Source organism: Rhodococcus sp. 7Tela_A2, assembly GCF_049311045.1.
GTDB lineage: Bacteria > Actinomycetota > Actinomycetes > Mycobacteriales > Mycobacteriaceae > Rhodococcus.
Genome location: NZ_JAXION010000009.1, coordinates 26,517 through 39,827, shown reverse-complemented (window position 1 = coordinate 39,827; position 13,311 = coordinate 26,517). Strand labels below are relative to the sequence as shown.

General features: G+C 66.8%; 12 protein-coding genes. 3 read left to right on the top strand and 9 right to left on the bottom strand.

Annotated elements, in window-relative coordinates; translation table 11 throughout:
• Positions 1-45 precede the first annotated feature (45 nt).
• Positions 46-693, top strand: coding sequence for a helix-turn-helix domain-containing protein (locus TVH25_RS03340; protein ID WP_169620487.1), 648 nt, complete (start codon positions 46-48; stop codon positions 691-693).
• A 67-nt stretch (positions 694-760) separates the two neighbouring features.
• Here the strand turns inward: TVH25_RS03340 and TVH25_RS03335 are convergent, their stop codons facing one another.
• Positions 761-2,098 carry an ammonium transporter gene (locus tag TVH25_RS03335; protein ID WP_422423350.1) on the bottom strand — a complete coding sequence of 446 codons (1,338 nt, stop codon included), beginning with the start codon at positions 2,096-2,098 and terminating at the stop codon, positions 761-763.
• Between the two features lie 246 nt (positions 2,099-2,344).
• Between TVH25_RS03335 and fdhD the strand changes: the two genes are divergently transcribed.
• Positions 2,345-3,175: a formate dehydrogenase accessory sulfurtransferase FdhD gene (gene fdhD, locus TVH25_RS03330; RefSeq protein ID WP_169620485.1), complete on the top strand. Its 831-nt coding sequence runs from the start codon at positions 2,345-2,347 to the stop codon at positions 3,173-3,175.
• Positions 3,176-3,188: 13 nt separating this feature from the next.
• Here the strand turns inward: fdhD and TVH25_RS03325 are convergent, their stop codons facing one another.
• The 6 genes from TVH25_RS03325 to TVH25_RS03300 all read right to left on the bottom strand — a co-directional run bounded on the left by TVH25_RS03325 (position 3,189) and on the right by TVH25_RS03300 (position 9,688).
• Positions 3,189-3,977, bottom strand: a complete 789-nt coding sequence (locus TVH25_RS03325; RefSeq protein ID WP_296550929.1) for an SDR family NAD(P)-dependent oxidoreductase — start codon at positions 3,975-3,977, stop codon at positions 3,189-3,191.
• A 42-nt stretch (positions 3,978-4,019) separates the two neighbouring features.
• On the bottom strand, positions 4,020-4,676 hold the full coding sequence (locus tag TVH25_RS03320) for a PaaI family thioesterase (RefSeq protein WP_422423349.1): 657 nt from the start codon (positions 4,674-4,676) through the stop codon (positions 4,020-4,022).
• Positions 4,673-5,542: a MaoC/PaaZ C-terminal domain-containing protein gene (locus TVH25_RS03315; RefSeq protein ID WP_422423348.1), complete on the bottom strand. Its 870-nt coding sequence runs from the start codon at positions 5,540-5,542 to the stop codon at positions 4,673-4,675. Before TVH25_RS03315 ends, TVH25_RS03320 begins: the two co-directional genes overlap by 4 nt.
• Positions 5,543-5,549: 7 nt before the next feature.
• Positions 5,550-7,739 carry an acyl-CoA dehydrogenase gene (locus TVH25_RS03310; protein ID WP_422423347.1) on the bottom strand — a complete coding sequence of 730 codons (2,190 nt, stop codon included), beginning with the start codon at positions 7,737-7,739 and terminating at the stop codon, positions 5,550-5,552.
• Between the two features lie 30 nt (positions 7,740-7,769).
• Entirely contained in the window at positions 7,770-8,933 is a 1,164-nt protein-coding gene (locus TVH25_RS03305; RefSeq protein ID WP_422423346.1) for a steroid 3-ketoacyl-CoA thiolase, read from the bottom strand.
• A 125-nt stretch (positions 8,934-9,058) separates the two neighbouring features.
• Positions 9,059-9,688 (bottom strand): TetR family transcriptional regulator, encoded by a 630-nt coding sequence (locus TVH25_RS03300; protein WP_169620479.1) that lies wholly within the window; start codon positions 9,686-9,688, stop codon positions 9,059-9,061.
• Positions 9,689-10,069: 381 nt separating this feature from the next.
• On the opposite strand from TVH25_RS03300, the gene TVH25_RS03295 reads away from it, so the two are divergent.
• Positions 10,070-10,993 (top strand): 3-oxoacyl-ACP reductase, encoded by a 924-nt coding sequence (locus tag TVH25_RS03295; RefSeq protein WP_422423345.1) that lies wholly within the window; start codon positions 10,070-10,072, stop codon positions 10,991-10,993.
• A gap of 105 nt (positions 10,994-11,098) precedes the next feature.
• On the opposite strand, the gene clpX is transcribed toward TVH25_RS03295, so the two are convergent.
• Both clpX and TVH25_RS03285 read right to left on the bottom strand, forming a co-directional pair.
• Complete coding sequence (gene clpX, locus TVH25_RS03290) at positions 11,099-12,376, bottom strand: ATP-dependent Clp protease ATP-binding subunit ClpX (RefSeq protein WP_169620477.1); 1,278 nt, start codon at positions 12,374-12,376, stop codon at positions 11,099-11,101.
• Positions 12,377-12,602: 226 nt separating this feature from the next.
• Positions 12,603-13,265: an ATP-dependent Clp protease proteolytic subunit gene (locus TVH25_RS03285; protein ID WP_169620476.1), complete on the bottom strand. Its 663-nt coding sequence runs from the start codon at positions 13,263-13,265 to the stop codon at positions 12,603-12,605.
• Between the last annotated feature and the right edge of the window lie 46 nt (positions 13,266-13,311).

The window sequence follows — 13,311 nt, the reverse complement described above, 5'->3', positions numbered from 1 at the left end:
GCCGCGGGCTGTCTACTGCCGGGAAACAGGTTGTAGTCTGCTGATATGACCACACCGGATCGCGCCGTCCTCCACGACACCTCCGGCCGCGAGGTCCCTCGGGACACCCCCACGGGCGTCGATCTCGAACGGGCCATCGCACACCAGGTGCGGGCACTGCGCCTGGCCAGTGGATTGTCGGTCGGCGACATGGCTGCGAAGGTGGGCATCTCCAAGGCGATGCTCTCGAAGATCGAGAACGCGCAGACCTCGTGCAGCCTGTCCACCCTCGCACGGCTCGCCGCGGGTCTCGACGTGCCCGTCACCTCCCTGTTCCGGGGTGCCGACGCACACCGCGAGGCGGTGTTCACCAAGAGCGGTCACGGCGCCGAGATCGTCGGCCGCGGTACCCGCGCAGGCCATCATTACGAATTGCTCGGTGCGCTCCGCGGTCAGCACCAGCGTCTGGAACCGGTCCTGGTGACCCTCACCGACGCGAGCGACATCTTCCCTCTCTTCCAGCACCCCGGAACCGAATTGCTGTACATGCTCGAAGGCGAAATGGTCTACGGCCACGGCGATTCCGAGTACCGCCTCACGGCCGGCGATTCACTGCTGCTCGACGGCGAGGGCGTCCACGGGCCGAACGAACTCGTCACATTGCCGATCCGGTTCCTCGCGGTGACGGCGTACCCCGACAACCACCAGGGATGACGATGCGCCCCCAGCCGGGAGAACCGGCGGGGGCGCATCATCCGTGCACGATCTCGTGGGGTGACCGTCAGGTCGTGGGAACGACGATGTCACGATCCTCCGCGAAATCGGAAGGACGCATCTTCGACGGCGCACCGGCCGCGAACGAATCCATGACGTAGGCGGTTTCACCGTGCACCGGCACGTCGATACCGATCTTCTCGGTCTCGGCATCGACCCGGATACCCATGGTCTTGTCGAGGACCTTGGCGATCAGGAAGGTCACCACGAACGAATACGCGAAGACCGCAGCCATCGCGACGATCTGGCGACCGAGGAAATCGATGCCGCCGCCGAAGAACAAGCCGTCGACACCCGCGGGCGCAGCGGCCGTTGCGATGAACGCGATGAGGGTCGTGCCGACGACACCTCCCATCAGGTGAATCGCGACGACGTCGAGCGAGTCGTCGTAACCCATCTTGAACTTCCATCCCACCGCGAAGCAGCTGACCGCACCGGAGACGACACCGATCGCGAGAGCACCGAGCGGTGAGACGAGGCTGGCGGCGGGCGTGATGCCCACCAGGGCGGCGATCATGCCGGATACGGCTCCGAGGGTGGTGGCGTGCTTCTCCGTGATGCGTTCCACCAGGATCCAGCCGAGAAGGCCCGCTACTGCGGCGGCCATCGTGTTGAGGACGACGACACCGGCGGTGTGGTTGGCGCCGCCCGCCGATCCGCCGTTGAATCCGAACCAGCCGAACATCAGGATGCCGCCGCCCAGTACGACCAGCGGCAGGCTGTGCGGCCGTGCCACGTGCGGGAAACCGCGCCGGGCACCGAGGGCGAGCGCGACCGCGAGTGCGGCGACTCCCGCGTTCATGTGGACGGCGGTGCCGCCGGCGAAGTCGTGGGCGCCGAGCGTGTTGGCGATCCACCCACCCTTGGTGCCGGCCTCCTCGTCGTCGAATGCGAACACCCAGTGCGCGATCGGGAAGTAGACGAGCACGAGCCAGATTCCGGAGAACACGAGCCAGGCGGAGAACTTCATGCGGTCGGCGACCGCGCCCGCGATGATCGCCACCGTGATTCCTGCGAAGAGGAGGTGGAAGGCGGCGGTGAGTGCGGCCGGAATCCCGCCGGCCGGGTCTTCCTCGAGAAGTGAGGCGAGTCCGATGTCGGTGAACGGATTGCCGATGAGGCCGAGTCCGCCGACGCTGTCGCCGAGCACCGCCGCGGGACCGAAGACGACCCACACCACGCCCGCTACGGCGAACCCGCCGAGCACCATCATGATCATGTTGAGCGCACTCTTGACGCCGAGCATGCCGCCGTAGAACAGCGCGAGGCCCGGGACCATCAGTGCGACGGCCGTGAACGCCGCCAAGATCCAGGCGGTATCCGCGGCAGCAAGTGCCTGTTCCATAGGGTCACCTTGTCCAGTCCTGAGGGAAGACCTTTCGGCCCATCGATCGGCGAGAGTCTTTCCTTGTTCATCACCGTTCCCTGAGAGTGGACCGAGCATGTAAACCCGCATGCTCCCACCCCGTGAAGATCTCGTTACAGTGCCGGAGCAGCCCCCCGAGGGCGACCCACCCGGATCTGCCCGACCCCGGGAGCGATCACGCGACGAGTTCCGTATCGTGAGAAGACGACACACCGGAGGTGAACGATGGGACGCGTGACCGCCCGCCGACCTGTCCTGCGCATCACGGCGGACCGGGTGTCGCGGCGACCGGACACCCTCGCCGTCGAGGAACCGCTCGAAATCCGACTCGGCGGCGACGCGTTGACGATCACGATGCGGACGCCCGGTCACGATGTCGATCTGGTGCACGGCTTCCTGTTGAGCGAAGGCATGATCAGCGACCGTGAGGATGTCGCGGCGGTCCGCTACTGCGACGGAGTCGACGAGAACGGGGCCAACACGTACAACGTCCTCGACGTCGCCCTGGCCCCCGGCGTCACGATCGGAGAAGGCGTCGGCCGGCGCTCGTTCACCACCACGTCGGCGTGCGGTGTGTGCGGCAAGGAGTCGCTCGATCAGGTGCGCACGCGTACCCGCTTTCCCCTCACCGACGCGGACTCGCCCATGCTCGCGGCCGGAACCCTCACGACGATGCCCGACACCCTGCGCGACAAGCAGCAGGTGTTCGCCTCGACCGGCGGCCTGCACGCGGCGGCACTGTTCACTCCGGACGGCGAACTTCTCGCTGTGCGCGAAGACGTCGGACGGCACAACGCGGTGGACAAGGTGCTCGGCTGGGCGCTCACCGATGGCCGCGTCCCGCTCTCGAACAGCGTGCTCATGGTGAGCGGGCGCGCGTCGTTCGAACTCGTCCAGAAGGCGGTCATGGCCGGGGTGCCGGTGCTCGCCGCGGTCTCGGCACCGTCGTCGCTCGCGGTGGACCTCGCCGCCGAGTCGGGACTGACCCTGGTGGGATTCCTGCGGGGCGACACGATGAACGTCTACACAGCGACCGAGCGCGTCAAGGTCGGCTGAGTCGGCTGCGCGCTCAGTCCACGCTCGGCGCCCACTGCACCCCGTTGATGTGGCTGCCGCCGTCGACGAACAGCGTATTGCCGGTCAGATATCGCGAGTCGTCGCTCGCGAGGAATGCGGCGACGGTGCCGATGTCGTCGAGGGGGTCACCGATCCGCCCCATCGGGTTCGCGGCGGCCTGCGTGGCAGCCATCTCCGGATCGGCCTCCGCCACACGCCGGTAGGCCGCGCTCTGTGCGCCCGGGCAGATCACGTTGCAGCACACCTGCTTCGGCGCCCACTCGCGGGCCGCAGTGCGGGTCATGCTGCGCAACGCCTCCTTCGCGGCGTTGTACGACACCGAGTACATGTGCGCGTTGACGCCGTTGAGGCTGCACATGTTGATCACCCGTCCGGTTCCGTGCCGCGCCAACTCGGGGAACGCGCGCTGCATCGCCCAGAACGCGGCCATCACGGCCATGTCGAAGCCTGCCCGCATCGAGTCCTCCGGTGTCTTCTCCATCCGTGCGAACCCCAGCGACCGCCAGGCGTTGTTGACGAGGATGTCGAGTCGGCCGAACTCCCGGGCGGCAGTGTCCACCATCGCGTGCACCTGCTCCCGATCGGTCACGTCGGTGTGGACGAACTCCGCCCGCACGCCCCACCGGTCGGTGAGCCACCGCGCGGTGTCGGCACCGGCCTCCGCGTCCACCTCGGCGACCAGGATGTCCGCCCCGTCGCGGGCGAGTGCACCGGCGACACCGCGGCCGATGCCCATACCCGCTCCGGTGACGACTGCCACCCGTCCGTCCAGCTTCCCCATGCCGCTTCCTCCCAGATCTGTGATGTCGGTCTTCCGCCGCCGTCAGCGGGGACGGGGAACCGTCTTGTCGATGAACAGTGCCTCCACGGAGACACAGACGGCGCCGTCCGCGGTCTTGATCTCGCCGACCGTCTCGATCTTGCGGCCCTCTTCCCGAACCAGCCGGCCGGTCACGGTCAGCGGTTCGAACAACGGGGTGGGACGGTGGTACCTGACATTGAGTTGCGCGGTCGCCCCACTGCGTCCTGCCCAGGCATTCGCGACACCGAGGGTGTGGTCGATGAGCAGCGCCGCGACACCGCCGTGCACGTGCCCGGGCGGGCCCTGGTACGGGAAGGTCAGCGTCACAACCCCTTCCACCGATCCGTCTTCACGACCGGCGAGCACCAGCGGCGGCGCCAGCGCATTCTCCGGACCGGTGACGGGATCGTGCCGGGTGACGCCCTCTCCGTGCCACATATCGACCAGCCGTTCCTGTACCTCGGGAGCGTGCTCCTCGAGGTGGGCGGCGATACTGTCGAGTTCTTCCGCAACCCGCTCGAGGTTCGCGTTGTCGCGGTCGGTGCGCAGAAGCGCGTCCACCACGCGCCGAGCAGCGGCTGCGGCCCGGTCGACGGCGGTGTCCTGCGGAGCCGACGTCAGGATCGTGCCGTCGGGCGCATTCCCGACGGTGGGGTGGACGTTCGGATCGACTCTCATCGGATCTCCATCGTGGCGTGGGTCAGCACCGGTTGCCCGTCGCGTTCGGGGCAAGTCGCGAGCACGGTGAGGGTGTCGCCGTCGTGCCACACCGCGGTCTCGATCGTTTCTCCCGGGTACAACGATCCGGCGAACCGCACCGAGAACGTCCGGACACGGGTGGGGTCTCCGTCGAGCACACCGTCGACCACCGCCTTGCAGACGATGCCGTACGAGGCGAGACCGTGCAGGATCGGCCGGTCGAAACCTGCCATCTTCGCGAATGCCGGGTCCGCGTGCAGAGGGTTCATATCGGCACTGAGCCGGTACATCAGTGCCTGCTGCGTACTCGTCGGAGACACGAGAACCTTGTCCGGGCTCCGCTCCGGCACTGCGTTCGACGCGTCAGGCCCGGCATCGCCGCCGAAGCCGCCCTCCCCTCGCGCCCAGATCTGCATCGCCGTGGTCCACAACGGCTTTCCACCGGAGTCCTGCGCGGACTGCTCGAGCACGATCACCGCCGCCTTGCCCTTGTCCCACACGTCGGCGACACGCGACGAAATCGTGGCGGCGCCCGAGACCGGGATGGGGGCGTGCACGGTGAGGGACTGCCCGCCGTGAAGAATCTTGCGCAGGTCGATGTCGATTCCCGGCAGGTTCAGCCCGGCGGCTGTGACCGCGCCGGCCGAGACGCCTTGTCCCGCAACCATGGCGAATGTCGGAAGGACCTTCAGGTTCTTCTCGTAGACCCATCCCAGCTCGGCCGGGTCCAGCGAGTCGACACCCGCACCCAGACCGAGGTGGTAGAGGATCACGTCCCGTTCGGTCCAGCCGGCCTCGCGGACGGTCGGGTCGGCCGTGAGTGCGGCGTTCACGTCGATAGGCATGGTGCGTTCACTTTCCGGGTTCGGGATCGCGGGGCAGACCGAGGATCCGCTCGCCGATGATGTTGAGCTGGACGTTCGTCGTACCGCCGGCAATGGACATGCACTGCACGTTGAGGAACATGTGCGTTGCGGACGAGCGATCCTGCTCACCGACCAGCGAGGCGGGACCGGCCCAGTCCATCGCGAGTTCCCAGACCTGCTGGACGTGTTCGACACCCATCAGCTTGGAGACCGACGACTCGGCACCCGGTTGGCCACCGCTCAAGGAGCGGATGGCGGCGCGCAGCCCCATCAGGCCACCGGACTGCGCGTCGCTCAGCACCTTGCCGAGGACGCTGAGCTGCTCGTCGTCCGGTCCCCCGGGAGCGTTCTCCACCAGTGCCAGCAAGGCCTCGCCGCCCGCCCCGAACGTGGAGTCGTGCGACAGGGACACCCGCTCGTTGGAGAGGGTGGTGCGTGCGAGCTTCCACCCGTCGCCGGGCTCACCGACCAGGCATTCGTCGGGCACGAACACATCGTCGAAGAACACTTCGTTGAACAGAGCTTCACCGGTGATCTCCCGCAACGGCCGGATGTCGAGACCTTCGGTGTTCTTGATGTCGATCAGGAAGTAGGACAGACCCTTGTGCTTGGGTGCGTCCACGTCGGTACGGGCGAGGCAGATGCCCCAGTCCGCGACCCGCGCCATCGACGTCCACACCTTCTGCCCGTTGAGCTTCCAGCCGCCGTCGACCTTGACGGCCTTGGTGGACAGCGCCGCGAGGTCGGAGCCGGCACCGGGCTCGGAGAAGAGCTGGCACCACACGAGATCGCCGCGCAACGACTGCGGGACGAACCGTTCGATCTGCTCGGCGTTGCCGTGCGCGATCAGCGTCGGCACCACCCAGTTGCCGATGATCATGTCGTGTGGTGTGAGCTCTGCTGCGCGCAGCTCCTCGGCGATGACGAGTTGGGTGACGGCGTCGGCAGCCTTGCCCCACGGCTCGGGAAGGTGCGGTGTGGTGTAGCCCTTCTCCGCCAGATACGCCTTCTGCTTCACATCGTCGAGCAGGGTGGCCGGCTCGAGTTCGGCGCGGACGTCCGCTCGGATCTGCTCCGCCTCGGGTGGAAGGTCGACGGTGAGCACCCGGCGGGCACCGGCGCGCGTGAGAGCAGTCACCCGGCGACGCCAGGACGCCGTGGAGCCCAACAGGATTCGCAGAGATTGAGCGCGCCGCATGTAGAGGTGGGCGGGGTGATCCCAGGTGTAACCGATACCGCCGAGAACCTGGATGCAGCTCTTGGTGACCTGGAATGCCGCTTCCGGGGCGACGGACGCAGCGACGGCTACTGCGAGCGAGGCCTCATCGGCGGAAATGTCCTCGCCCAGTGCGCGAGTCGCATCCCACGTCGTGACGCGGGCTTGCTCGGTGTGACAGAGCATTCGTGCGACGGTGTGCTTGACGCCTTGGAACTGGCCGATGACACGGCCGAACTGTCGGCGCACCCGCGCATAGTCCGCGGCGGTCGTGGTGGCCCAGTCCGCGAGGCCGGCCGCCTCGGCTGCGAAGAACGTTGCGGCGATGTCGAGTACCCGGTCGGGGTCCACGGTCAGCACGTCACCGTCGGAGAGGGCAAGCCCGTCCGCGCTGATCTCGGCGTTGCGCCGCACCACGTCGTAACTCGGCAGGTCCGTGACGCCGATACGGTCACGAGCGACCACCACGAATGCGCGCTCGCCCCCGTCGTCGGCGGCGAGCAGGAACACGTCGGCCACCTGGCCACCGAGCACGACTCCCGATGTGCCGGACAGGCTGACCGAGGCTCCGTCGCGAACGATGCGCAGCCGGCCCGGCTGCAGCGACACCGCACCGTACAGTGCACCGTTCGCCAGTCCCTCGAGTTCCGCTCGACGCCCCGCCTCGTTCAGAACCGCGGACGTGATCACCGTCGGGAGGAACGGTCCGGGCACCATGGCTCGGCCCAGCTCCTCGGCGACAACAGCGGTTTCGAGATAACCGAAGCCGGCGCCGCCGACGTCTTCCGGCAGATGCAGTCCCAGCATGCCGAGGTCGGCGAACGAACCCCAGAACGACGGCCGGGTCTCCGCCTCGGCATCGACAGCCGCACGGATCACCTCGGGCGTCGCGTGTCGTACCGCCCAGCCGCGTACGGAATCACGAAGCTCGCGGTCCTCGTCACTCAATCCCAAAGTCATGAACGGGTCCCTTGATAGAAGATCACGGCGTCAGATGCGCTCGATGACGGTGGCTGTGGACAGTGCGCCGCCTGCGCACATCGTGATCAGTGCGGTCGAGCGATTCGACCGCTCGAGCTCGTGCAGAGCACTGGTGATCAGTCGCGCTCCGGTGGAGCCCACCGGATGCCCGAGGGCGATGGCACCGCCGTTGACGTTGACCTTGCTCAGGTCGGCCTTGTGCACCTGTGCCCAGGACAGCACGACCGAGGCGAACGCTTCGTTGATCTCGACGAGATCGATGTCCGACAAAGACATTCCGGTGCGGTCGAGCACCGCCCGAGTGGAGTCGATCGGTCCGTCGAGGTGGTAGTACGGGTCCGAGCCCACCAGGGTGGACGCGAGGATCCGGGCGCGTGGCCGCAGCCCCGCCTCCCGTGCTTTGTCCTCGCTCATCAGCAGGACTGCGGCGGCACCGTCGCTCACCTGTGAGGAGTTGCCGGCGGTGTGGATACCACCCTCGATCACGGGCTTCAACCCCGCGAGGGCGTCCGCGGAGGTGTCGCGGAGACCGCCGTCGCGCGTCACGGTGGCGACCTCACCCGTGGGTTCTCCGCCCTTGGTCACGACCGGAGCGTCGACCGGCACGATTTCACGGTCGAACCGTCCCTCGGCCCACGCATTCGCGGCGCGACGCTGCGACTCCAGTCCGAAGGCGTCGACATCGGCGCGCGTGATGCCACGGTTGGCTGCGATCCGCTCCGCCGAGGTGAACTGGTCGCCCATGTCGATCGACCAGTCGGCCGGGTACGGGTTACCCGTGCCGGGTGCGTTGGCCTGCCCGAGGAAAACTCGGCTCATCACTTCGACGCCGCAGCCGATACCGGCGTCGATCTGCCCGGACGCGATCAGTCCCGCGACCATGTGCACCGCCTGCTGCGACGAACCGCACGCGCAGTCGATTGTGGTGGCGGCAGCCGTGTACGGGAGGCCGGCGTGCAGCCACGCCTGCCGGGTGACGTTGTTGGACTGCTCCCCCGCCTGCGTGACCGCGCCACCGACCAGTTGGCCGATCTGCCCGGCGGGGAGTCCGGTGCGGTCCAGCAGTGCTTTCTGGGCGGCGCCCAGAAGCACGGCGGGGTGCACTCCGGCCAGCTGTCCGCGGCGGCGGCCGATCGGCGTACGTGCGGCCTCGACGATGACGACGTTGCTCATGCCACTCCTGAAGTGTCGGCGTTTCTGAAATTTATTCTATTTCTGTCACCGGCCGGAGTTCCGGACTTGTCCCGGCAAGCGGGACTTGCAGTGCGAGAGGAGGCTTCCTCGGGTGCCGCCGCAACTCACCCGTTCGATCGAGGCCGGCCCACCGACAGATCGACGAGGAGCAGGTCGCAGGCGACGCGCAGGTCGGACTCGACTTCCGGAATGGAGGTCCTGCCGTTGAGTGCCCCCTGGACGAGACCGAACCACAGGGCGACCACCAGCCGTACCACCGTCGCGTCTCGCACCGTGGGCTCGGAGATTCCCGCCGCCGCGAGGAGCAGTCGATCGAAGTGCTGATCGATTTTCGAGACATCGGGAATGGTGGCGGCATTCGACGACGACGCGGACCGGATCATGGCGTTCGCCAGGAGCGGCGTACGCACCAGCGCCCGCGTCGCCTGCAGTAATGCCTGGTAGACGGCATCGGACGGCGAGGCCGGGGCAGAGGGACGCCGGGACAGCTGGATGCCCATGCGGTCGATCTGGTCGACCATCACCGCGACGAACAAGTGGGTCTTGGACGGGAAATAGCGATAGAGCGTACCGATCGCGACCCCTGCCGCCTTGGCGACGTCCTGCATTTGTACGCGCTCGAGTTCTTTGTCCCCCGCCAGTCGTGCCGCAGCCGTCAGGATCCGGTCGTATCGCGCGTGCTGTTCCGTCGAGCTGGGCTCCGCCGCGTCGCGTGCCGCCCCGATCCTGGGCATCTCGCATCCCCCTTCGTTCACCTCGGACGAAAGCAGAGCGTAGATCCTCACCCCTACCGACCCGGGCGGTTCGGGTACCGGTCAGTGAGATCTCGCAGCTCACCACCTCCTCCGAAGCGACCGGAACGGGATTCGAACACACTGGGCACGAACACTTTTCGCTTGCTGCCCGCATTCGGGTGGTGATCCGCGTCAGCGGAGGCCATCCCCGCACCGGCAGTGCACCACCGGCAACGGAACCTCCGGTAGCGGCAGTCGCGGCACTCCCGCACAGTGAGACCGTGCGACCCCTCCGGACCCACCCGAGGACCAAACTAGAATGAATATCACTTTTCGTGAGGGCTCGGGCTCGGCACGGAAACGAACACGGGAGACGAACGCATGGGTGAAACAGTCAGCTTGTCCGGCCGCACCGCCGTCGTGACAGGGGCCGGTGCCGGCCTCGGGCGCGCCGAGGCTCTCGCACTGGCTGCCGCCGGTGCCGCCGTCGTCGTCAACGACATGGGCGACGCCGCACACCAGGTCGCGGAAGAGATCGTCGCATCGGGCGGGCAGGCAATCGCCGTCACCGGCGACGTCTCCGACTGGTCGCTCGGAGGACGCCTCGTCGAAGAGTCCGTCAAGGCATTCGGTTCGTTCGACATCCTCGTCAACAACGCCGGCATTCTCCGCGACAAAATGATCTTCAACCTCACCGAATCCGATTGGGACGACGTGATTCGCGTGCACCTCAAGGGTCACGCCGCGACGTCTCACGCCGCCGCCGTCCATTGGCGCGCAGCCAGCAAGGAAACCGGTGGTCCCGTGTACGGCCGGGTCGTCAACACCTCGTCGGAGGCATTCCTCTTCGGCTCCGCCGGACAGCCCAACTACTCGGCCGCCAAGGCAGGCATCACTGCCCTGACCTTGTCCACCGCACAGGGACTCTCCCGCTACGGCGTCACGGCTAACGCCATCTGCCCGCGCGCCCGGACGGCCATGACCGCCGAGGCATTCGGAGAGGCCGACGCTGCGACCACCGGTCTCGACCCGCTCGCGCCCGAGCGCGTCGGCACCCTCGTCACGTACCTTGCCTCCCCCGCCTCGCACGAGATCAACGGTCAGGTGTTCGTGGTGTACGGCAAGATGGTCGCGCTCATGGACTCCCCGAAGGTCGAGAACCGTTTCGACGCGGCGGGTTCCGCGTTCACCGTGGAGGAACTCGACGAACAGCTGTCGTCGTACTTCACCGGACGCGGCAAGTACGAGAACTACGCCGCCTACAGCATCGCCGAACTGGAGAAGACCGCACTCGCGGTCGACTGATCACACCCCGAACACCCCGGCGCGACCTTCACCCGAACAGACCTCGGCCCCCGCCCGAATCCGGGCGGGGCCCGAGTCGTTCGAAGAGCCGTTGCCCGAAGGCGGTCAGGCCGACTTCTCGCGACGGTCACGATCGGTCTTGCGCGGGACGATCGTCGGAAGCACGTTGTCGGTGACCGTCTCGGCGGTGACCACAACCTTCTCGACGTCGTCGCGACTGGGGATGTCGTACATGACGGGCAGGAGGACTTCCTCCATGATGGCGCGGAGACCGCGAGCGCCCGTGCCCCGCAGGATTGCCTGGTCCGCTATCGCCTCGAGGCCGTCCTGCGAGAACTCGAGTTCGACGCCGTCCATCTCGAACAGGCGGACGTACTGCTTGACGAGTGCGTTCTTCGGCTCGGACAGGATCTCGACGAGCGATTCCTTGTCGAGATTCGTCACCGATGCCACGATCGGCAGACGGCCGATGAACTCCGGGATCAGACCGAACTTGATGAGGTCTTCGGGCATGACGTCGGCGAAGTGATCGGTGGTGTCGATCTCGGCCTTCGAGCGCACCTCTGCACCGAACCCGATGCCGCGCTTGCCGATCCGGTCGGAGACGATCCGCTCGAGTCCCGCGAACGCGCCCGCGACGATGAACAGCACATTCGTGGTGTCGATCTGGATGAATTCCTGGTGGGGGTGCTTGCGCCCGCCCTGTGGGGGCACCGAAGCCTGGGTGCCTTCGAGAATCTTCAGCAGGGCTTGCTGCACGCCCTCACCCGACACGTCGCGCGTGATGGACGGGTTCTCGCTCTTGCGGGCTATCTTGTCGACCTCGTCGATGTAGATGATGCCGGTCTCGGCGCGCTTGACGTCGTAGTCCGCTGCCTGGATCAGCTTGAGGAGGATGTTCTCGACATCTTCGCCGACATATCCCGCCTCGGTGAGAGCGGTGGCATCGGCGATCGCGAACGGCACGTTGAGCATCTTCGCGAGGGTCTGGGCGAGGTACGTCTTGCCGCAACCGGTGGGCCCGAGCAGCAGAATGTTGGACTTGGCCAGTTCGACGGTCTCACCACGAGCGTCGCGGGCCTTGTCTCCGGCCTGGATCCGCTTGTAGTGGTTGTAGACGGCGACGGCGAGCGTCCGCTTGGCGGAGTCCTGGCCGATGACGTAGTTGTCGAGGAAGTCCCGGATCTCGGCAGGCTTGGGTAGCTCGTCGAGCTTGACCTCGCTGGTTTCGGCGAGTTCTTCCTCGATGATCTCGTTGCAGAGGTCGATGCACTCGTCGCAGATGTAGACACCGGGACCCGCAATGAGCTTCTTGACCTGCTTCTGGCTCTTTCCGCAGAACGAGCACTTGAGCAGATCTCCGCCGTCACCGATACGTGCCATCTGTCAGGTCCCTACTTCCTCGTGTGCGTGCAACCGCTCCCGCGATTCGTTGCGCGCCGGCCCTGGGAACGGGCCGTTGGCTCGACCGTACCCGGAGTCCGGCAGTCGGGTCGACCGCTTCTCGGCGTTTCCGGCCATATTTATATGCCCTGCACATGGTGCCGATCACAATTGCACATCGGCCCGACCCGGACCACGAGACACGCGGTCGGGCCGGGCCGTTCGGCTACTTCTGTGCGGAGAGCTTCCGGTATTCCAGGACGTTGTCGATCAATCCGTATTCGACGGCCTCCGCGGCGGTCAGGATCTTGTCACGATCGGTGTCCTTGCGGATCTGATCCGCGTCCTTGCCGGTGTGCCGCGCGAGCGTCGTCTCCATGAGGCGCCGCATCCGCTCGATCTCCGCGGCCTGGATCTCGAGGTCCGAGACCTGGCCCTGGATTCCGCCGGTCGAGGGCTGGTGGATGAGCACACGCGCGTTGGGCAGCGCCAGGCGCTTACCCGGGGTGCCGGCAGCGAGGAGCACGGCCGCTGCCGACGCGGCCTGACCGAGGCACACGGTGGTGATGTCGGCGCGGACGTACTGCATCGTGTCGTAGATGGCCATCAGCGAGGTGAACGAGCCACCGGGCGAGTTGATGTACATCGTGATGTCGCGGTCCGGGTCGAGGGACTCGAGCACCAGCAACTGCGCCATGACGTCATTGGCCGACGCATCGTCGACCTGCACGCCGAGGAAGATGATGCGTTCCTCGAACAGCTTGTTGTACGGGTTGGATTCCTTGACGCCGTAGCTCGAGTGCTCGATGAACGAGGGCAGGATGTAGCGGCTCGCCGGGGAAGCCGGAGCTTGGCCGCCGAGCTGGCGCGGATCGAACATGTTGGTCATCGCTTCTCCAAGAATTCGTGGGGCGTGGAGCGGGTCGGTGGATCCC

What these genes read in the sequence shown, in the direction of transcription:
- TVH25_RS03310 (WP_422423347.1), bottom strand. Translation starts at nt 7,739, where the DNA reads ATGACTTTGGGATTGAGTGACGAGGACCGCGAGCTTCGTGATTCCGTA.
- fdhD (WP_169620485.1), top strand. Translation starts at nt 2,345, where the DNA reads ATGGGACGCGTGACCGCCCGCCGACCTGTCCTGCGCATCACGGCGGAC.
- TVH25_RS03295 (WP_422423345.1), top strand. Translation starts at nt 10,070, where the DNA reads ATGGGTGAAACAGTCAGCTTGTCCGGCCGCACCGCCGTCGTGACAGGG.
- clpX (WP_169620477.1), bottom strand. Translation starts at nt 12,376, where the DNA reads ATGGCACGTATCGGTGACGGCGGAGATCTGCTCAAGTGCTCGTTCTGC.
- TVH25_RS03285 (WP_169620476.1), bottom strand. Translation starts at nt 13,265, where the DNA reads ATGACCAACATGTTCGATCCGCGCCAGCTCGGCGGCCAAGCTCCGGCT.
- TVH25_RS03340 (WP_169620487.1), top strand. Translation starts at nt 46, where the DNA reads ATGACCACACCGGATCGCGCCGTCCTCCACGACACCTCCGGCCGCGAG.
- TVH25_RS03315 (WP_422423348.1), bottom strand. Translation starts at nt 5,542, where the DNA reads ATGCCTATCGACGTGAACGCCGCACTCACGGCCGACCCGACCGTCCGC.
- TVH25_RS03305 (WP_422423346.1), bottom strand. Translation starts at nt 8,933, where the DNA reads ATGAGCAACGTCGTCATCGTCGAGGCCGCACGTACGCCGATCGGCCGC.
- TVH25_RS03320 (WP_422423349.1), bottom strand. Translation starts at nt 4,676, where the DNA reads ATGAGAGTCGATCCGAACGTCCACCCCACCGTCGGGAATGCGCCCGAC.
- TVH25_RS03325 (WP_296550929.1), bottom strand. Translation starts at nt 3,977, where the DNA reads ATGGGGAAGCTGGACGGACGGGTGGCAGTCGTCACCGGAGCGGGTATG.
- TVH25_RS03335 (WP_422423350.1), bottom strand. Translation starts at nt 2,098, where the DNA reads ATGGAACAGGCACTTGCTGCCGCGGATACCGCCTGGATCTTGGCGGCG.
- TVH25_RS03300 (WP_169620479.1), bottom strand. Translation starts at nt 9,688, where the DNA reads ATGCCCAGGATCGGGGCGGCACGCGACGCGGCGGAGCCCAGCTCGACG.